This is a genomic window from Lentzea kristufekii (assembly GCF_033949925.1).
In the GTDB taxonomy this organism is placed as follows: domain Bacteria; phylum Actinomycetota; class Actinomycetes; order Mycobacteriales; family Pseudonocardiaceae; genus Lentzea; species Lentzea kristufekii.
In genome coordinates this window covers 82,212-101,227 of sequence record NZ_JAXAVV010000014.1, presented here as the reverse complement: position 1 = coordinate 101,227, position 19,016 = coordinate 82,212, and the positions used below count along the sequence as shown (strand labels likewise).

The following is a 19,016-nucleotide window of genomic DNA, read 5'->3' as shown; positions in this document are numbered from 1 at the left end:
TTTCGTGTCGCGGGCACGGCATTGCGATGATGCGTGCCATGTCGATCGACCGGGGTGCCGAGTTCGCCGAGTTCTGGACCGAACGGCACCTGTGCACGTTGTCCACCGTCCGTCCCGACGGGACTCCGCACGTGGTGCCCGTCGGCGTCACGCTCGACGCCGAGAACGGCATCGCGCGGATCATCACCTCCGGTGCGTCCTGGAAGGTCAAGCACGCCCGCAAGGCCGGGTACGCCGCGGTGTGCCAGGTGGACGGTCGGCGCTGGTCCACGTTGGAGGGTCCGGTCGTCGTGCGCGACGACGTGGAATCCGTGCGGGAGGCCGAGCGGCGGTACGCGCTCCGCTACCGGCAGCCGCGGGTCAACCCGGAGCGGGTCGTGATCGAGATCCAGGTGAAGCGTGTCACCGGCAGCGTCTGACGTCGTGGTCGTCGGCCTCGGTGCCGACGGCTGGGACGGGCTTTCTCCCGCCGCTCAGCAGGCGGTTTCCCGCTCACGTGTGCTGATGGGCTCGCGCCGGCAGCTCGACCTGGTGCCGGGGGAGTTCGAGCGGGTCGCGTGGCCGTCGCCGCTGGTGCCGGCGTTGCCCGCGCTGTTCGAGGAGTACCGCGACGTGTGCGTGCTCGCCTCCGGTGACCCCATGTTCCACGGCATCGGCACGACCCTGGTGCGGCTGCTGGGCGATCGGGTCACGGTGATCCCGCACCCGTCCTCCGTGTCGCTCGCCTGCGCCCGCCTCGGCTGGGCGTTGAACGAGGTCGAGGTCGTGTCCCTGGTGGCCCGATCCGCCGACCTGCTACGCCCCGTGTTGACGCCGGGACAGCGCGTGCTCGTGCTCGGTGGCGACCCGGCAACCGTTGCGGCACTGGCCGGAGACATCACTGTGCTCGAACAGCTAGGTGGGCCCGCCGAGCGGGTTTACCCTTGGGCCGGACAGGACTCGGACCCGCTGTGCGTGATCGCGATCGAGTACCGCGGGAGCGCTCTCTCACGGGTCCCCGGACTGCCCGACGACGTGTACGAATCCGATGGCCAGCTGACGAAGCGAGAGGTGCGGGCTATTTCGCTGTCGAGATTGGCGCCGCTGCCCGGGCAGCTGCTGTGGGATGTCGGGGCAGGGGCGGGTTCGATCGCGATCGAGTGGGCGCGAACGCATCCGACGTGCCGGGCGATCGCCGTCGAGCAGTCGGTCGAACGCGCAGAGCGAATCGCCGGTAACGCTGCGTCTCTGGGCGTGCCCGGCGTCGAGGTCCACATCGGACGGGCGCCGGAGGCGTTGGAGGGGCTGGAGAAGCCCGACGCGATCTTCATCGGCGGCGGCGTGACGGTGCCCGGCGTGCTGCAGGCCTGCTGGGACGCTTTGGCGGCAGGCGGTCGTTTGGTCGTCAACGCGGTGACGCTGGAGTCCGAGGCCGTGGTCGCGCAGTGGTACGCGAGGCTCGGTGGCGATCTGGTGCGGATCTCGGTGAACCGCGGCTCCGCGGTCGGCAAGTTCACCGGGTGGCGCCCGCACATGCCCGTGACGACGTGGAGCGTGACGAAATGACCGTGCACTTCATCGGGGCCGGGCCCGGAGCGGCCGACCTGATCACGGTGCGGGGGCGGTCGCTGATCGAGTCGTCACCGGTGTGCCTGTACGCGGGCGCGCTGGTGCCGGTCGAGCTGCTCGACTTCTGTCCTGCGGGCGCACGCAAGATCGACACGGCGTCGCTGACGCTGGACGAGATCGTTGCCGAGCTGGTCGCCGCCTCGGAGCAGGGGCTGGACGTGGCGCGGCTGCACTCCGGGGACCCTTCGGTGTTCAGCGCGATGGCCGAGCAGATGCGCCGGTTGGACGCGTTGGGCATCGCCTACGACGTGACTCCCGGCGTGCCGGCCTTCGCGGCCGCCGCGGCGTCGTTGCAGCGCGAGCTGACCGTGCCGGGAGTCGGGCAGACGGTCATCCTGACGCGGACCTCGCAGCGCGCCACGCCGATGCCCGAAGGCGAGGACCTGGACACGCTGGGCCGCAGTCACGCGACTCTCGTGCTGCACCTCGCCGTGCAGCGGATCTCGGACGTGGTCGCGGAACTGGTGCCCAACTACGGGCTGGACTGCCCGGTCGCGGTGGTCGCCTACGCGTCCCGCGAGGACGAGGTCGTGTTGCGGGGGACGCTGGACGACATCGCCGCGCAGGTCGAGGCCGCCGGGATCAAGCGGACCGCGGTGATCATCGTAGGGCAGACGCTCGGGGCCACGCAGTTCCCGGACAGCCACCTGTACTCGGCCACGCGGGTTCGATGATCCTGATCCTCGGCGGCACGGGGGAAGCGCGAGCGCTCGCCTCCCGCGTGCCCGCCGTGTCCTCACTGGCAGGCCGGGTGAGCAACCCCGCCCTGCCCGCCGGCGAGGTCCGGATCGGCGGGTTCGGCGGGGTCGACGGGCTCGCGCAGTGGTTGCGGGACAACGACGTCCACGCCGTGGTCGACGCGACCCACCCCTTCGCGCGGCAGATCACCTCGAACGCCTTCGAGGCCTGCTCGCAGGTCGGCGTGCCACTTCTGATCCTGAGGCGGCCGGGGTTCACGCCGCAGCCGGGATGGCATTGGGTGGACAGCGTTGCCGAGGCCGCGCGGGATCTACCGGGGGAGAGGGTGTTCCTGACGACCGGGCGGCAGGACCTCGCGGAGTTCGCCGAGTGCCCGCAGTGGTTCCTGGCGCGGATGGTCGAACCTCCGGAACCGCCCATGCCACAACGCATCGAGGTTCTGCTGTCGCGCGGTCCGTTCACCGTGGACGGTGAACTGGAGCTGATGCGGTCGCGCGAGATCGACGTGCTCGTCACCAAGGACAGCGGCGGCTCGATGACGTCGGCCAAGCTCGAAGCCGCGCGTCAGCTCGGTGTGCCTGTCGTGATCGTGCGCCGGCCACCGCTCCCACCTGCGGACACGGTGGCCGACGTCGATGCCGCCGTCAGGTGGTTGGGTACCGCCGGGGCGTGAAGACGACGCCCTGGGGCGTCACGATCGTCTGAGACGAGCCGATGATCAGCAGGCAGCGCATGTCGATCGTCGCCGGGTCGAGGGCGCCGAGCGTGAGGACGCGGATCTCCTCCTCCGGGCCGCCGACGTCGCGTCCGACGACGATCGGGGTGTCCGGGCCGCGGTGCTTGAGCAGCAGGTCGCGCATGTCCGCCACCTGGTGCGTGCGAGCTTTGGACGCCGGGTTGTAGATCGCGACGACCAGGTCGGCCTTGGCGGTGGCTTCCAGGCGTTCGGCGATGACGTCCCACGGCTTGAGCCTGTCGCTCAACGAGATCACCGCGTAGTCGTGGCCGAGCGGCGCACCCGCCTTGGCCGCCACGGCGTTCGCCGCCGTGACGCCGGGGAGAATGCGGACCGGCACGTCCGGGGACTCCGCGGCGACCTCCAGCACGGCGGTGGCCATCGCGAAGACACCCGGATCGCCCGACGACACGACCGCGACCCGTGAGCCCTTGCGAGCGAGGTCCAGGGCGAAGGCCGCGCGTTCGGACTCGACCTGGTTGTGCGAGGAGTGCCGCTTCTGGCCGGGGCGTTCGGGAACCCGGTTGAGGTAGGTGCTGTAGCCGACCAGCTCGTCGGCGGCTTCGAGTTCCTGGCGGGCCTCCGGCGTGAGCCACGCGCGGTCTCCGGGACCGAGGCCGATGACGACGACCTCGCCCTTCGGCTTCGCCGGCCGGGACTGGCTGGGCAGCACGGCGATGGAGAAGTACGGCACGGTCGCGGGGTCGACGTCGGCCAGCGGCGCCATCTTCTGACGGCCGGTCGTGGCGCGTTCGACGTACCAGGCGCCGTCGAGCCGGCCGGCCGTCTCCAGCGCCTCGCGGACGTTGCCGAAAGTGCGGCCCAGCTTGAGGATCGCGGCGCAGTCGGTGTCGGCGAGGCGGGCCGCGAGCTCGGCGGGCGGCAGCGTGCCGGGCAGGATCGTGAGCACCTCGTCGCGTTCCACCAGCGGGGTGCCGAGGACGGCGGACGCGCCGCTCACGGACGTCACGCCAGGGACGACCTCCCACTCGTAGCGGTCGGCCAGGCGCTTGTGCATGTGCATGTAGGAGCCGTAGAAGAACGGGTCTCCCGCCGCCAGGACGACGACGTCGCGTCCGGCGTCGAGGTGCGCGGCCAGCTTGCCGGCGGCCTCCTCGTAGAAGGCGTCGATCTCGCCCTGGTAGTCGTCCGTGTACTCGGTCGTGACCGGGTAGACGAGCTGTTCCATGATCTGCGGATTCGGATCATTTCGGCTACGGAAGTACGGCGCCGCGATGGTCTTGGCGACCGACTTGCCGTGCCGGGCGCTGTGGAACGCCACCACGTCGGCCTCGCTGATGAGTCGCGCGGCCTTGACCGTCACGAGTTCCGGGTCGCCGGGACCCAGGCCGACGCCGTAGAGCTTGCCCGTCATTCTTCCTCGCTCGCGATCGCGTTGATGGCCGCCGCCGTCATGGCACTGCCGCCGCGTCGGCCGCGCACCACGAGGTGCTCCAGATCCGTTGCGGCCAAAGCTTCCTTGGACTCCGCCGCCCCGATGAACCCGACCGGGATGCCCAGGACCGCGGCGGGTCGCGGTGCTCCGGCGGCGATCAGGTCGAGGAGGTGGAACAACGCGGTGGGGGCGTTGCCGATCGCGATCACCGCGCCGTCGAACCGGTCCGCGAGCAGCTCAAGGGCGGCGGCACTGCGCGTGTTGCCGATCTCCTGCGCCCGCGCGGGGGTGCGCGGATCCTGGAGGTAGCAGAGGACCTCGTTGTCCTTCGGCAGGCGGCGGCGGGTCACGCCGGACGCGACCATGTTGGCGTCGCACAGGATCGGGGCGCCCGCCCGCAACGCCGCGCGGGCGTCGCGCACGACGTTCGGGGAGAACGCGACGTCGTCCGGCAGGTCGGTCATGCCGCACGCGTGGATCATGCGGACGACGACTTTCGCGACGTCGCCGGGGAACCTGGTGAGGTCCGACTCCGCGCGAATGGTGGCGAAGGACTGGCGGTAGATCTCCGCCCCGTCCTTGATGTACTGCGTCAACGGATCTCCTCGTAGCCGTCGCCGGTCGCGACGAACTCGATCACATCGCCGGCGGGACGGCCGCACCGGCGGGCACAGCCCGACCAGTGCACCGCGCCGGGCCTGTCGGACCTGCTCCCTGGAATTGAAATTGGGGGTACCCGGCCTGGCGCGTGTGTGTGGTGCGACGCATCGGCCTGTGCAGGCGCATGGGTCTGCGCGGGCGCATCGACCCAAGCGCGCACATCTGCCCGCACGTCGGAGAGCGACTTCGCGCAGCCGGGGCGGCCGGTGCAGGCGCTGACGCCGTGCCAGGGGGAGGCGGGGTCGGTGATCAGGCCGGTGACGTCGGTGCCGGCGGGCACGACCAGGCTGCGCCACGGGGTCAGGCGGAGGGGGACGCCGGGCAGCCGGCGGGCGTCGAGCCGGCCCAGCGGAACTCCCGGGGTCAACGGTGAAGGTGCGACAGGAGTCACAACCGGGGTGAAGCGAGGGGCGTCGGTGGCGCCGAAGTGAGCGGTGATCTTTCGCACACCGTCGTCCACTTCGGACAGGCGCCAGGCGGGTCCGCGCATCGACTGGAACAGGCGGGCGGCGGTCACGACGGCGTCGACCGGGTCGGACACGCGGACACCTGTATCGGTACCGGCGAGCAGGAGCACGTCCCCGGCGAGCCCGAGGTCGCCGCCCAGTCCGCTCACCGAAGCGCCGACCGTGACCAGGAAACGCCCTGGTAGCGAGGCCAGTCCGGGGTCCGCGCACAGCGCCGCGTCCAGCGCGTCGACCAGGGCCTGGTTGTCGTCCATGGGCGCCGCGATGATGTTGCGGATGCGCTCGTGCGACCAGGAGGGCAGCAGGCCCGCCGCACGCATCCGCTCGCCCAGCTCCACCCCGTCCGCGAGCCCCCTGATCTGGAGGTTCGCCCGCGAGGTCAGCTCGATCGAACCGGTGCCCAGTTCGGCGGCGGCAAGACGGACGGCATCCCACTGAGCAGCGGAAAGAGTGCCGCCAGGCACCCGGATGCGCGCCAGCCCGCCGTCGGCCGCGGCGTGCAGCTCGACGGCGCCGGGGCAGGCGTCCGGGTGACTACGCATAGGTCGGACTGTAACCCGCCGGTTAGGGTGAGCCCGAACGACGAAGCGCAGGAGGAAGCCGGTGTGAATCCGGCGCGGTCCCGCCACTGTGACCAGCGAACACCGCTGGGAGTCAGGAACTCCGCTTCGCCAGTCACCCGCACTTTGGGGCGAGGACCCCACGAGGGATGGAGCCTGCGTGATCCTGCTGCTGTCGACCTCCGACACCGACCTGCTGTCGGCGCGTGCGAGCGGAGCCGAGTACCGGCTCGGCAACCCCGCCCGGCTCACCGTCGACGACCTGCCCGCGCTGGTCGACGGCGTCGAGCTCGTCCTCGTGCGCATCCTCGGCGGTCGCCGGATGTGGGAGGAGGGCCTCGACTGGCTGCTGGCCGGGGGCCTGCCCGTGGTGGTGCTCGGCGGTGAGCAGCAGCCCGACGCGGCGCTGATGGAGCTCTCCACGGTGCCCGGTGGCGTCTGCGCGGAGGCGCACCTCTACCTCGCGCACGGCGGCCCGGCGAACCTCACCGAGCTGCACAAGTTCCTGTCCGACACCGTGCTGCTGACCGGCCACGGCTTCGAGGCCCCCGCCGCCACTCCCTCGTGGGGTGTGCTGGAACGGGAGACCCGGCCGGAAGAGGGCCCGACGGTCGCGGTGCTCTACTACCGCGCGCACCACGTCGCCGGGAACACGGCCTTCGTGCACGCCCTGTGCGATGCGATCGAGGCCAAGGGCGGCAGGCCGCTGCCGGTCTACTGCTCCTCGCTGCGCACCGCCGAACCCGAGCTGCTCGACACGCTGCGCCAGGCCGACGCGCTGGTCGTGACGGTGCTCGCGGCCGGCGGCACGAACCCCGCCAAGGCGTCCGCCGGTGGCGACGACGAAGCGTGGGACGTCGGTGCGCTGGCCGCGCTCGACGTGCCGATCCTGCAGGGCCTGTGCCTCACGTCGAGCCGCGAGTCCTGGGACTCCAACGACGACGGACTGTCTCCTTTGGACACCGCGACCCAGGTCGCGATCCCCGAGTTCGACGGCCGGATCATCACGGTTCCGTTCTCCTTCAAGGAGATCGACGCCGACGGCCTCACGGTCTACGTCGCCGACCCGGAACGGGCGCTGCGCGTCGCGGGCATCGCGGTCCGGCACGGCCGTCTCCGCCACATCCCGGTCGCCGACCGCAAGGTCGTCGTGATGCTGTCGGCCTACCCGACGAAGCACTCCCGCATCGGCAACGCGGTCGGGCTCGACACGCCCGCGTCGACCGTCCGGCTGCTGAAGGCCATGCAGGAGCACGGTTACGACATCGGTGACGAGCTGCCGGGCGTGCAGGAGCTCGACGGCGACAAGCTGATCCACGCGCTGATCGCGGCCGGTGGGCAGGACGCCGACTGGCTGACGCAGGAGCAGTTCGAGAGCAACCCGATCCGCATCGCGGCGGCCGACTACCGCGAGTTCCACGAGACGCTGCCCGACGAGTTCCGCGAGTCGATGCGCGAGCACTGGGGCGAGGCGCCGGGCTCGTTGTTCGTCGACTTCTCGAAGTCGAAGGACGGCGAGATCGTGCTGGCCGCGCTGCGGTCCGGCAACGTCGCGGTGATCGTCCAGCCGCCGCGCGGGTTCGGCGAGAACCCGATCGCGATCTACCACGACCCCGACCTGCCGCCGTCGCACCACTACCTGGCCGCGTACCGGTGGATCGAGTCCAACTTCGGTGCCGACGCCGTCGTGCACGTCGGCAAGCACGGCAACCTGGAGTGGTTGCCGGGCAAGACGGTCGGCATGTCGGCGTCCTGCGGCACGGACGCCGCGCTCGGCGACCTGCCGCTGATCTACCCGTTCCTCGTCAACGACCCCGGCGAGGGCACGCAGGCGAAGCGGCGCGCGCACGCCACGCTGGTCGACCACCTCGTGCCGCCGATGGCCCGCGCCGACAGCTACGGCGACATCGCGCGCCTGGAGCAGTTGCTGGACGAGTACGGGAACATCTCCGCGATGGACCCGGCCAAGGTGCCGGCGATCCGCGCGCAGATCTGGACGCTGATCAAGGCCGCGAAGCTCGACCACGACCTGGGACTCGACGACCGGCCCCACGACGCGGAGTTCGACGAGTTCATCCTGCACGTCGACGGCTGGCTGTGCGAGGTCAAGGACGTCCAGATCCGTGACGGCCTGCACGTCCTCGGCGAGGCACCGACCGGCAGCGTCCGCGTCAACCTCGTGCTGGCGATGTTGCAGGCACGGCAGATGTGGGGCGGTCAGGTCGCCGCGCTGCCCGGCTTGCGCGAGGCACTCGGCCTCACCACCACGGGCCGCGAGGACGTCGACGCCGTGGAAGAACAGGCTCGCGTGCTCGTCCAGGCGATGGAGGACGCGGGCTGGGACCGTTCCGCCGCGGCGGGTCTGCACGAGTCCGAGGACGTGCGGAAGATCCTGGAGTTCGCGGCGGACGAGGTCGTGCCCCGGCTCGCGCGCACCACGGACGAGATGACGAACGTCCTGCACGCGCTGGACGGCGGCTACATCCCGGCCGGCCCGTCCGGTTCTCCGTTGCGCGGCCTGGTGAACGTGCTGCCGACCGGCCGCAACTTCTACTCGGTCGACCCGAAGGCCATCCCGTCGCGCCTGGCGTGGGAGACCGGCCAGGCGATGGCCGACTCGCTGCTGGAGCGCTACCGCTCCGAGAACGACGGCGAGTGGCCGCCGTCGGTGGGTCTGTCGGTCTGGGGCACGTCCGCGATGCGCACCGCCGGCGACGACATCGCCGAGGTGTTCTCGCTGCTCGGCGTCCGGCCGGTGTGGGACGACCAGTCGCGCCGCGTCACGGGTCTCGAAGTCATTCCGCTGGAGGAGCTGGAGCGGCCGCGCATCGACGTCACCGTCCGGATCTCCGGTTTCTTCCGCGACGCGTTCCCGCACGTGGTGTCCATGTTGGACGATGCCGTGCAGCTGGTGGCCGCGCTGGACGAGCCCGCGGAGCACAACTTCGTGCGGGCGCACATGCTCAAGGACCTGGAGGAGCACGGCGACCAGCGCCGGGCCACGTTGCGCGTCTTCGGTTCCAAGCCGGGCGCGTACGGCGCGGGCGTGCTGCCGTTGATCGACAGCCGCAACTGGCGCGACTCGTCCGACATCGCCGAGGTCTACGCGGTGTGGGGCGGCTACGCCTACGGCCGCGGGGTCGACGGTGTGGCGGCTCGGGCGGACATGGAGTCGGCGTACCGGCGGATCGCGGTGGCGGCCAAGAACATCGACACCCGCGAGCACGACATCGCCGACTCGGACGACTACTTCCAGTACCACGGCGGCATGGTCACGATGGTGAAGGCGCTGACGGGCAAGGCACCCGCCGCGTACGTCGGTGACAGCACGCGCCCCGAGGCCGTCCGCACGCGCACGCTGACCGAGGAGACCTCGCGGATCTTCCGGGCCCGCGTGGTGAACCCGCGCTGGATCGGCGCGATGCGCAACCACGGGTACAAGGGTGCGTTCGAGCTGCAGGCGACGGTCGAGTACCTGTTCGGCTACGACGCCACGACCGGCGTCGTCGCGGACTGGATGTACGAGAAGCTGACCGAGAGCTACGTGCTCGACCCGGAGACCCGGAAGTTCCTGCAGACGTCGAACCCGTGGGCGTTGCACGGCATCGCCGAGCGTCTGCTGGAGGCAGCCGAGCGCAAGATGTGGGAGCACCCGGAGGAGTCCACTTTGGACGCGCTGCGGGCGGCCTACCTGGAGACCGAGGGCGACCTGGAGGACGGCGCCTGATCGAGCCGGACGCAGCAGTGACCCGGTGACGGATCGAGGCGGGCGGACGCACCGCTCGCCCCGATCCCGTCCAGCAGACCGCTGACCAGGCACAGGTTCATCCCGCACACCAGCTGCGTGTGCCGGTGCGCCAGGCTGTGGAACGGGCAGTTGCCCAGCAGGATCGAGCCGCCGTCCTCCCTCGGTTCGAAACCGAAGTCCGCCAACGCATCCGTCACGCCGCCCGAGGCCTGCGCCGCCAGGTCCGCGCCCCACTCGTAGGCGCGCCGGTGGAGGATCTCGCGGGCCGGTTCACCCGTGCTCTCGGCTTCCACCAACGCGTCCGTGAGCAGATGGCTCGCGGCCTCGTACCGGCGGTCGGGCAGCGACACCTCGATCTGCTCCTCCGAACGCCGGTAGAGCTTCGCCGGCCGACCGGCCCCCGGTCCGCTGCGCCCGTTCCGCCGCTGGTGCACCACTGTGAGAAGGCCCATGTCGACGAGCTTGTCGAGGTGGAACGCGGCCGTCGTGCGGGGCAGTTCGACGGCCTGCGCCGCCTCGTCCTTGCTGATGGGAGCGGTTTGGCGCACCACGAAGTCGTAGAGCCTGCGGCGGTTCGGTTCGTCGAGGGCCGCTACGGCGGCGACGGGGTCGGCCATCTCTAAAAACTACTCCTGTTGACTAAATTCGGCGAGCGACCTTACCGTGGCGGCATGGACGTCGAAGCGGCACAGCAGGCGGTCACGGACCTGCTCAAGGCGCTGGGCAAGGACCCGTACTCGGTGCATCTCGCCGACACCCCGCGCCGTGTCGCCGAGGCGTACGCGGAGATGCTGACCCCGCGCGCCTTCACCATGACGACGTTCCCCAACGACGAGGGCTACGACGAGCTCGTGCTCGCGCGCAGCATCCCCGTGCAGTCGTTGTGCGAGCACCACATGCTGCCGTTCCACGGCGTCGCGCACGTCGGATACCTGCCGGGCGAACGGATCCTGGGCCTGTCGAAGCTCGCGCGCGTCGTGGAGATGTTCGCGCGGGACCTCCAGGTGCAGGAACGGCTCACAAAGCAGGTCGCCGACTGGCTGCAGGACCAGTTGCAGCCCTTGGGGGTCGGTGTCGTGATCGAGGCCGAGCACCTGTGCATGGCGCACAGAGGCGTGCGGGTCAGCGGATCCCGCGCGGTCACGTCGGCGTTGAAGGGCGTGCTGCGGAACGATCCCGCGTCACGCCAGGAGTTCTTCGCCCTCGTTCACGCGGCCTGAACGGGCCCGAACACGTAGGAGCCGGCGGCGTTCGCGTTGTCACCCGCCCAGAACTCGGCCCACAGCGTGGCGAACTCGGCGCGCGACAGCCTGCCGTCACCATCGAGGTCCAGCACGGTGAAGTCGGTCGCGGCCTCGCGCCCGAGCCAGGCCTCGACCATCATCCGGTACTCGGCCTCGGCCACGTAGTCGTCGCCGTCCGCGTCCACGGCACCGAACATCGCGTCCGCCGTCCCGAGAACCGGCTCGATGTTGTCCGGTAGCACGTCGACGACGTTCAGCACGTCGTCCAGCGTCACCCTGTCCGCACCGCCCGCGGCCGACTGCAGGGTCGTCCACCAGCTCAGCATCACCTGGGACAGCAGCCTGTCGTCGCTGCCGCGCAGGCCGGCCCAGCGCGCGGCGAGGAGCCGGAAGTCCTCCTCGGTCAGGTATCCGTCACCCGTGACGTCCATGGCCCCGAAGACCAGGACCACCTTGCTGCGCTGAAAGTCGCTCGCCATGCGCAGGACGATAGGCCGAACGTCGCAATCGGAACTATCGGCCGAATGGGTCCGAACTAGTCCACGAACAGAGCATCCGCCAGCTGCAAACGGCCGGACACGCCCAACTTGCGATAGATCCCCGACAGCACGCCTTCTACCGCCGTCGGGGCCATGAGCAGCGTCGATGCGATCTCGTCGTCCGAACGGCCCCGCGCCGCCAGTTCCGCCACCTGGTGCTCCGTCGGGGTGAGCGCGGTCGGCCCGGTCTGCCGCATCCGCCTAGGTCCGGCGCTCGTCGCCACCAGTTCGGAGTAGGCCCGCGCGGCCATCGCGGCCGATCCGCACTTCTGCGCCAGGTCGACGGCGTCACGCAGGCACGTGCGCGCGAACACGGTGTCGCCCTGGCGGCGCACCACGACGCCGAGGTCTACCAGCGCGCGTGCCAGCTCCAGGCGGGCGGGGGAGGCGCGCAGCACCCGCACGGCCTCCTCCAGCAACGTCCGCCCGGCCGCTCCCGCGGTCACCCTGCCTTCCGCGCGCAACGCCATGCCCAACGCTCTCGGCGCGCCCCAGACGCGGGCGAGCGCCACCTCTTCCTGGGCCAGTTCGCGCGCCCGTTCGCCGTCACCTATCGCCGCGCAGGCCAGGGCCGCTCCGGAACGCCACGACAGCGCCGCCGGGTTGCGGTACGGCCACGCGGCGCAGTGCCGTCCGGCGGCCAGGAACGCTTCCAGGGCATCGTGATCGTCGCCTCGCGCGGTCAGCACGCGGCCGCGCACGGTCAGCACGCCGCCGAACGACCACGTGCGCCGCGCCTCGTCCGTCGAGGCCTCGGCGATCACCGCGGCGGCCTCGTCGAGACGGCCCTCCTCTAGAAGGATGTCGGCGAGCAACGCGGCGTGCCAGGTGGAGACGGCGTGCCAGCGCCGGTCCTGCCGCAGGTGGTCGGCCGCCACCTCCAGGTCGGCGCGGGCGGAGGTGAGATCTCCCTTGCGGCGCTGGACGTTCGCGCGCATCACGTTCGTCAGCGCGCGCAACGCCGGTGCCTGCGCCCGGTCGACCTCGTCGAGCACGGCCAGTGCCTCGTCCAGCGAGTCGGCCAGGTTCAGCGTCATCGCGGACGTGAGCGAGGCGAGAACCCCGTCGGGCGAGACGAGCCCGACCGCCTCGGTGGCGCTGATGTCCCCGACCATCACGCGGTGCAGCACCCCGGCCGGTGTGTCGAGCGAGACGGCCGGCGGCACGGCTTCCTGCCACACGAGCCCGTGCACCACCAGATGTGCCTGTGCGCAAGCTGATTCACGTGACAGGACCGCCGGGATCTCCGCGGGACTGCCTTCGGCGTGCAGGGCGTAGGACAACGCGATCGCGGACTCGACGTCGTCCACATCGGACTGGAAGGCCTCGCGCAGCCGGGCAGTCGCGCCGGGCAGGTTGCCGACCAGCTCGGCGATCCCCAGCAGCCGCAACGCCCGTGACGGGTTCGCGACCGGTTCGCGCAACGCCCGCCACAGCAACCGCGCGGCACCGGCCGTGTCGCCGTGGTTCACCGCCACCTGCGCGGCGCGGTCGAGCACCTCGCCCGCCCACGGTTCCAGGCCCGGCGAGGTCTCCAGCAGGTGATCGGCCACCGCCCGGTCCGAGGCGCCGTGCGTCCGCAACGCACGCGCGGCCCGCAGGTGCAGCTCGGCCCGTGCCGCGGCGGGCATGTCGCCGAGCACCGCGGGCCCGGCCACGCCGAGCAGTTCGACGGTGCGGACGGCCTCGGCGAGCTCCACCGGGCTCAGCCGCGTCAGTTCGGCCAGCACACCGGGGTGCGGGGACGGCCCGAGCGCGGCCAGGCAGTGCGCCGCGGTCACGACGGACGCGGAGCGGCGGCGCAGCCTGGCCGCCATGATCTCCCCGGACACCTCGGCGCCGTGCCGGGCCACCCGCCAGGCGGCCTCGGCGGTCGGCGGGACCTCGTCCTCCGCCAGGACCTTGACGAGGCGGGTCACCGCCAGCGGGTTGCCGCCGGTCGCGTCGAAGCAGGCGGCCGCGAACTCGGGCGCGGCCTCGCCCAGTGCCGCCGAGACGATCCGGCCGGTCTCGGCCGAGGTGAGGTTGTCCAGCGTCACCCGCTGGCACGAAGCCATGATCTCGCCGAACGAGGGGTCGTCACACCGCTCACCCAGGCCGACGGCCAGCACCACGGCGATGCGCAGCCGCTGCACCCTCAACGCCAGATAGGCGAGCCAGCGCAGGGACGCGGCGTCGGCCCACTGGGCGTCGTCCACGACGACGAGCAGGTCGCCACGCGCGGCCAGCGCCGCGGCCAGCCGGTAGACCCCGTGCAGCACGGGGAAATCGGCCGTCGTCGCGGTGAGCTGCACCGCGCCGGCCGCCTCCGCGGGCACGAGATCGGGGTCGACCAGGTCGAACAGCTGGGCCACGATCCCGAAGGGAAGATCGCTTTCCAATGCGCTTCCACGCGCTCGCACGACCTGCCTGCCGGACGTTTCCCAGCGCGCGGCGAGGTCGTCCAGGGCCGCCGTCTTCCCCGTGCCGGGTGCGCCTTCCACCACCGTGGTCGTGCCCGGCGCCGCTTGATCGCTGATTCCGGCGCACCACACTTTCAGCCGGTTTTCCAAGATCTCTCCACAATCCGCCGCTGAAAGCTCAGCGGAATTGATGCTAGGAGAAAGCGCTCCACTTGCCCAGGTAAAGCTTCCTGAGCTATGGGCGTCTCAACACGATGGTGGCCCGTATGATCCCGCGGGCTACTACTCGAATGGGTAGCGTGAAGGTCGGCGACTGCGCTTCGAGGTCGTCCCAACGGCGTAGGGGGGCCGCTCGGGGCTGGTCGCGATGCTGGTCGTTGTGGTATTGCAGCGCTTGTTCTCCGCCGCCGCGGAGCGAAAGGAAGAATGGGTGTCGGGGAATCGGGACGGGATGTTCCGCGGCCGTGAGGGAGAACGGGAGCTCCTGGACGGCGTGCTGGACGCGGGCACCGGTGTGGTGCTGATCGACGGCGCGGCGGGCACCGGCAAGACGCGGTTGCTGGCCGAGGTCACCGCCGTCGCCGCCGGCCGCGGCTTCGAGGTCGCCACCGCGCAGGACGAACTCGATCAGCCGTTCCTGTTGGCCCGCCTGGCAGAACGCCAGCCCGGTGGTCCCGCGCTCGTCGTGCTGGACGATCTCCACCTGGCCGAGCCGGGCACCCTGGCCGCACTGCGTGCTCTGCTACCCGCCTCCACCCACGAGAAGGTGGTGTGGCTGCTCGCCCGCCGCCGCGGGGAGGGCGCCGACCGCCTGTTCGGTGCCGCCGCCCAGCGCGGTGCCACCAGGATCGAGCTGCGGCCGTTGGCGGACGACGTGGTCGCGGACCTCGTCACCGACCTCGCGGGCGGTGACCCCGACCACGATCTGAAAGCGCTTGCTTCCACCGCCCAGGGCAATCCCGCCGCGCTGATCGCGCTCTTCGAGGCCCTGCACGAGGACGAGCTGGTGCTGATCGGCGCCGGACGCGCCTCGATCAGGGCCGACCGCCCGCCGCACCGCACCGAGGCGTTGCTGCGCGACCGCATGAGTGCGTTGAGCGGCAAGGCAAGGCACCTCCTGCAGGTCGCCGCCGTGCTCGGCCCGCGCTTCGAACCCGGTGACGTCGCGGAGATGCTGGCGTCGAGCACCGCGATCCTGCTGCCCGCCCTGGACGAGGTCATCCGCGCGGGCGTCGTGACGGCCCTGGACGACAGGCTGGCATTCCGGCACGAACTGCTCTGGCGTTTGGTCGCGGACTCCGTGCCCCCGCCCGTGCGGCGCGCGCTGCACCGCGAGGCCGGCGAGATGCTGCTGGGGCGCGGGGACTCCGCCGTCCTCGCCGCGAAGCACCTGCTGCACGGTGCCCAGCGCGGTGACGCCCGGTCGATCGACGGCCTGGTCGCGGCCGCGAAAGCCGTGCTGTGGAACGCTCCCGAGGCCGCCGCCGAACTCGCGGTGCGCGCCCTCGAACTGACCGACCAAGCGTCTGCTTTGCTGGTCCACCGCACGGTCATGGCGGTGAGAGCGCTCACCGCGGCCGGCCGGCTCACCGCCGCGCAGGCGCTCGCGGAGGAGGCCCTGTCCCGTCAGGTCTCCCCGGAGCCCGCCGCGAAACTCCGGCACTGCGTGGCCACGACGACGTTGCTGGGAGCCCGGTACGCGGAGTCGCTGGAGATCTCCGAGGCGTTGCTGCGCGAACCCGGCCTGGCGCCGGACCTCGCGCCCTGGGTGGAGATCACCCGGCTGATGGCGTTGCTCGGCCACGACCGGCATCGCGCGGAGGAACTGGCCGAGTCCGTCGTGCGCACCCGCCAGGGAGCTCCGGACGACGTGCTGGCAACGGCTTTGGCCGTGCTGGCGGCGATCGCGCGCGACACCGGCCGGCCCGGTGCCGCGCTGGAACTGGCCCGCGAGGCCGCGCGGTCGAGCACCTCGCACGACCTCGGCGCGTACCCGCAGCTGCTGCTCGCGACCCTGCTGGCGGGGCTGCGGGAGTTCGCCGACGCCGACAACGTGGTGCGCCGGGTCCGCGGCGGGCCGTCCGCTGTGGTCACCAGGGAGGTCATGACCGCGGTCGTGCAGGCGCGGATCCTGTTGCAGGCGGGGCGGATCGAGGAGGCCGCGGCCGAGGCGCGCGCCGCGCTGACGGTGGCGGAGGAGACCGGGCACGAGACGGTGGTCGCGCCGGCGCTGGCGGTGCTGGCGATGGTCGCGATCCACACCGGCGACCTGCCCGCGGCCGTCGAGCACGTCGAGCGCTGCCGCGGCCAGGTCCCGGCCGACGGCGTGATCTTCTCGCACGCCTACTACCAGTGGACCGACGTGCTCGTCACCTACGTCGGCTCCGGGCTCGAGAAGGCGCTCGCGCTGCTCGCCGAGGAGTATCCGGGCCTGGTGTCGTCGGGCCTGCTCGCGGAGGAACCCCGCGCCGCCGGCTGGTTCCTGCGCCGGGCGCTGGAGGCGGGGGACGAACGGCTGGCGCAGGCCGTCGTGGACCACGCGGAACGGCTGGCGCAGGAGCATCCGGGGTTCCCGGCGATCGGAGCGGCCGCGCTGCACGCGCGCGGCCTGCTCGACTCCGACGCGAAGTCGCTGGAGCTCGCCGCGCGCGAGCACCGGGACCTGTGGGCGCGAGCGAACGCGTCCGAGGACCTCGGCGTGCTGCTCGCGGACTCGCCGGACCGGTCGGAGTCGGTGAAGGTGCTGGAGAACGCGCTGGAGCTCTACCGGGAGATCGGCGCGTCACGGGACAGCGCGCGCGTCCTCGGCCGGTTGCGCAAGCTCGGCCGGCGTCGCAGGGCCGCTCCGGCGCGGCCTGAGTCCGGATGGTCGAGTCTGGACGACACCGAACGGGCCATCGCCAACCTGGTGGCCAAGGGTCAGACGAACCGGCAGATCTCCACGCAGCTGTTCATGTCGCCGCACACGGTGAACTTCCACCTGCGCAAGATCTTCCGCAAGCTCGGGATCAGCTCTCGCGTCGAGCTGGTGATGAGGTCGAGGGACGACCAGTAGGCGGCACGGTCCGCTTGGCCTGACGCCGCAGCTGCAGGATCCGGGCGGCGCCGACGACGGCGACCAGCAGCGCGCCGCCGATCGCGCCGAACAGCAGCGCCACACCCAGGGGCAGGCTGAACTGGCCCCACAGGAAGTGGATCGTGGCGTTGCCGCCGTTCTGCAGGATGAAGATCAGCAGGAAGATCAGCACGACGATCGCCACCAGTACGGCGATCCAGGTGCCGCTGATCCGGGTGGGCCGCAGCTTCTTCGGTGCGGCCACCGGCGCGGGCGGTGCGGCGGTCGGCGGAGCGGCCGGGATGGGTTCCGTGACCGGTGTCTTCGGGGTCTCGTCGCTGGAGGTCGCCACGTACAGATTATCGGCGACCAGGAGTGATCCCGCGCGCTGGCGAACGGGTCACAGGTTGCGCAACCCGGACAGCACGCGTTCGAGCAGCGCGATGTTCGGCTGGGCGCTCGGCTCGTGCACGGCGACCAGGTTCAGCGTGATCAGGTCGCTCAGCAGCACCCGCGTGACGCCGAGCGGGATCTTCATGAGCGCCGAGATCTCGGCGACCGACCGCGGCTGCAGGCACAGCCGCATCATCGCCGCCTGGTCGTGGGTCGCGCGGTAGAGCCGGTCCTCGTCGGTGGAGAGCAGCGTTTCCAGGCGCAGGTCGTGGCGGGCCGTGGTGCGGCCACCGGTGCGGGCGTAGGGACGGATGAGCGAGCTGTCCCTGGCGGGGCTGTTGTTCTGGTCTTCTGGCACAGGCCACTCCGGTGGCGGTTCCGGTGGGCGTTGGCGCAACGGTTGCTGACGGGGCAGTTGTTGCGTCTCCGCTCCGATGAAGTCTTCGCTTCCGTCGGTGCGCAGCCGTCTGCGGGTCGCCGGAGACCCGAATCGAGCCCCCGTGTAACCGATTTCCGTCGCTTCCTCGTCGTGCACGTGCTCAAGCTATAACGAAGACGCCCAAATGTATGTGGATCACGTTGCCTTTTTGTCAGTCAGGTCGAATCTGACTTGGATTGCTGTGCCCGACGACGTCGTTTGGGTGCGCACGAGATCCGCCAAACGGTTGACGAGCAACAGACCGCGACCGCCCGGTTCGTTTGCGTGAACAGGGGTCCGGCCAGCAAGAACATCCGTGATGTGGCCGTTGTCGTTGACTTGGCAAACAATACTTTTGCTTTCCGACCAGACGCGGACCGTGCTCTCGCCGCCGCCGTGCCGCACGCTGTTCGTGGCCAGCTCGGTCACCGCGAGCGTGAAGTCGTCGACCCGATCATGAGCGAGCCCCAGCTTGACGGCCTGCTCACGCGCGAACGCCCGCACCGCCGCCATCGCGCCGGCGCCGACCGATGTGCTCGCCGCGTCGGACGGGATGGTCAACGGTAGTGAGTGGGCGGCGACGACCACCCGCGCGGGGTGGAAGTGGTCGCTCGGGCGGTGGCCGCTCGCGTCGATCACGACCGGGTGGGTCTTCTCGGCGTCGGCCAGGATGTCATGGGTGAGGGTGGTGGTGTTGTAGGGGCACAGGATGCTCAGGTCACGTCCGCTGAACGCGTAGTTGACCAGCGCCTCGTGCAGCGTGCACGCCGGGTACTCGACGTCGGTGCGCAGGTCCCACACCGGTTCGCTGATGATGCGGACGGCCCCGCGGTGCCGGTCGGCGAACGCGCGGAGCTCCGGGATGATCCGGCCGGGGTTGCGGCCGGTGTCCGTCATGTCGAGGAACGTCACGAGGTGGGCGAAGCCGCTGAGCGCTTCCTTGAGCAGCTGGAGGTTCCTGCCCGGTACCGCCACCGCGACGGGTTCGGCGCTCGCGAGGCCCTCGACCACGAACGGGACTGTCCCGTCGATGTAGGACTCCTCGTCGGAGTAGAACAGCGCCGGATGTGCGAACGTCATGTGCCACCTCT

Annotated in this window: 16 protein-coding genes and 1 riboswitch; of the genes, 7 read left to right on the top strand and 9 right to left on the bottom strand. The window is 71.1% G+C overall.

Annotated elements, in window-relative coordinates:
- Positions 1–29: 29 nt before the first annotated feature.
- From SK571_RS27285 to SK571_RS27270, 4 genes are read left to right on the top strand one after another with little or no spacing between them, the layout of a single operon-like run.
- Positions 30–419: a TIGR03618 family F420-dependent PPOX class oxidoreductase gene (locus SK571_RS27285; RefSeq protein ID WP_406602035.1), complete on the top strand. Its 390-nt coding sequence runs from the start codon at positions 30–32 to the stop codon at positions 417–419.
- Positions 400–1,545 (top strand): precorrin-6y C5,15-methyltransferase (decarboxylating) subunit CbiE, encoded by a 1,146-nt coding sequence (gene cbiE / locus SK571_RS27280; protein WP_319986942.1) that lies wholly within the window; start codon positions 400–402, stop codon positions 1,543–1,545. Before SK571_RS27285 ends, cbiE begins: the two co-directional genes overlap by 20 nt.
- On the top strand, positions 1,542–2,282 hold the full coding sequence (cobM, locus tag SK571_RS27275) for a precorrin-4 C(11)-methyltransferase (RefSeq protein WP_319986941.1): 741 nt from the start codon (positions 1,542–1,544) through the stop codon (positions 2,280–2,282). The genes cbiE and cobM overlap by 4 nt, the downstream gene beginning before the upstream one ends.
- Positions 2,279–2,980: a cobalt-precorrin-6A reductase gene (locus SK571_RS27270; RefSeq protein WP_319986940.1), complete on the top strand. Its 702-nt coding sequence runs from the start codon at positions 2,279–2,281 to the stop codon at positions 2,978–2,980. The genes cobM and SK571_RS27270 overlap by 4 nt, the downstream gene beginning before the upstream one ends.
- On the opposite strand, the gene SK571_RS27265 is transcribed toward SK571_RS27270, so the two are convergent.
- The 3 genes from SK571_RS27265 to SK571_RS27255 are packed head-to-tail and all read right to left on the bottom strand — an operon-like array spanning position 2,952 to position 6,108.
- On the bottom strand, positions 2,952–4,418 hold the full coding sequence (locus tag SK571_RS27265) for a precorrin-2 C(20)-methyltransferase (RefSeq protein WP_319986939.1): 1,467 nt from the start codon (positions 4,416–4,418) through the stop codon (positions 2,952–2,954). The two genes, SK571_RS27270 and SK571_RS27265, sit on opposite strands and share 29 nt — an antisense overlap.
- On the bottom strand, positions 4,415–5,035 hold the full coding sequence (locus tag SK571_RS27260) for a precorrin-8X methylmutase (protein ID WP_319986938.1): 621 nt from the start codon (positions 5,033–5,035) through the stop codon (positions 4,415–4,417). Before SK571_RS27260 ends, SK571_RS27265 begins: the two co-directional genes overlap by 4 nt.
- Positions 5,032–6,108: a hypothetical protein gene (locus tag SK571_RS27255; protein WP_319986937.1), complete on the bottom strand. Its 1,077-nt coding sequence runs from the start codon at positions 6,106–6,108 to the stop codon at positions 5,032–5,034. Before SK571_RS27255 ends, SK571_RS27260 begins: the two co-directional genes overlap by 4 nt.
- An 8-nt stretch (positions 6,109–6,116) precedes the next feature.
- A riboswitch (cobalamin riboswitch) is annotated at positions 6,117–6,251 on the top strand.
- 35 nt (positions 6,252–6,286) lie between these two features.
- Here SK571_RS27255 and cobN point away from each other — a divergent pair.
- Positions 6,287–9,853, top strand: a complete 3,567-nt coding sequence (gene cobN / locus SK571_RS27250) for a cobaltochelatase subunit CobN (protein WP_319986936.1) — start codon at positions 6,287–6,289, stop codon at positions 9,851–9,853.
- On the opposite strand, the gene SK571_RS27245 is transcribed toward cobN, so the two are convergent.
- Positions 9,814–10,491 (bottom strand): helix-turn-helix transcriptional regulator, encoded by a 678-nt coding sequence (locus SK571_RS27245; protein ID WP_319986935.1) that lies wholly within the window; start codon positions 10,489–10,491, stop codon positions 9,814–9,816. The genes cobN and SK571_RS27245 overlap by 40 nt on opposite strands.
- A gap of 54 nt (positions 10,492–10,545) precedes the next feature.
- Here SK571_RS27245 and folE point away from each other — a divergent pair, with 54 nt between their 5' ends.
- Positions 10,546–11,094 carry a GTP cyclohydrolase I FolE gene (folE, locus tag SK571_RS27240; protein WP_319986934.1) on the top strand — a complete coding sequence of 183 codons (549 nt, stop codon included), beginning with the start codon at positions 10,546–10,548 and terminating at the stop codon, positions 11,092–11,094.
- Here folE and SK571_RS27235 read toward each other — a convergent pair.
- On the bottom strand, positions 11,082–11,597 hold the full coding sequence (locus SK571_RS27235) for an EF-hand domain-containing protein (protein ID WP_319986933.1): 516 nt from the start codon (positions 11,595–11,597) through the stop codon (positions 11,082–11,084). The genes folE and SK571_RS27235 overlap by 13 nt on opposite strands.
- A 56-nt stretch (positions 11,598–11,653) precedes the next feature.
- A complete protein-coding gene (locus SK571_RS27230; RefSeq protein ID WP_319986932.1) occupies positions 11,654–14,209 on the bottom strand; it encodes an AAA family ATPase in 2,556 nt (851 codons plus the stop codon).
- A gap of 280 nt (positions 14,210–14,489) precedes the next feature.
- Between SK571_RS27230 and SK571_RS27225 the strand changes: the two genes are divergently transcribed.
- Positions 14,490–17,114, top strand: a complete 2,625-nt coding sequence (locus tag SK571_RS27225) for a helix-turn-helix transcriptional regulator (protein WP_319986931.1) — start codon at positions 14,490–14,492, stop codon at positions 17,112–17,114.
- On the opposite strand, the gene SK571_RS27220 is transcribed toward SK571_RS27225, so the two are convergent.
- The 3 genes from SK571_RS27220 to SK571_RS27210 all read right to left on the bottom strand — a co-directional run bounded on the left by SK571_RS27220 (position 17,068) and on the right by SK571_RS27210 (position 19,005).
- On the bottom strand, positions 17,068–17,466 hold the full coding sequence (locus SK571_RS27220; protein WP_319986930.1) for a LapA family protein: 399 nt from the start codon (positions 17,464–17,466) through the stop codon (positions 17,068–17,070). The genes SK571_RS27225 and SK571_RS27220 overlap by 47 nt on opposite strands.
- 48 nt (positions 17,467–17,514) lie before the next feature.
- Entirely contained in the window at positions 17,515–17,865 is a 351-nt protein-coding gene (locus SK571_RS27215) for a DUF742 domain-containing protein (protein ID WP_319986929.1), read from the bottom strand.
- A gap of 216 nt (positions 17,866–18,081) precedes the next feature.
- On the bottom strand, positions 18,082–19,005 hold the full coding sequence (locus SK571_RS27210; RefSeq protein ID WP_319986928.1) for an anti-sigma factor RsbA family regulatory protein: 924 nt from the start codon (positions 19,003–19,005) through the stop codon (positions 18,082–18,084).
- Between the last annotated feature and the right edge of the window lie 11 nt (positions 19,006–19,016).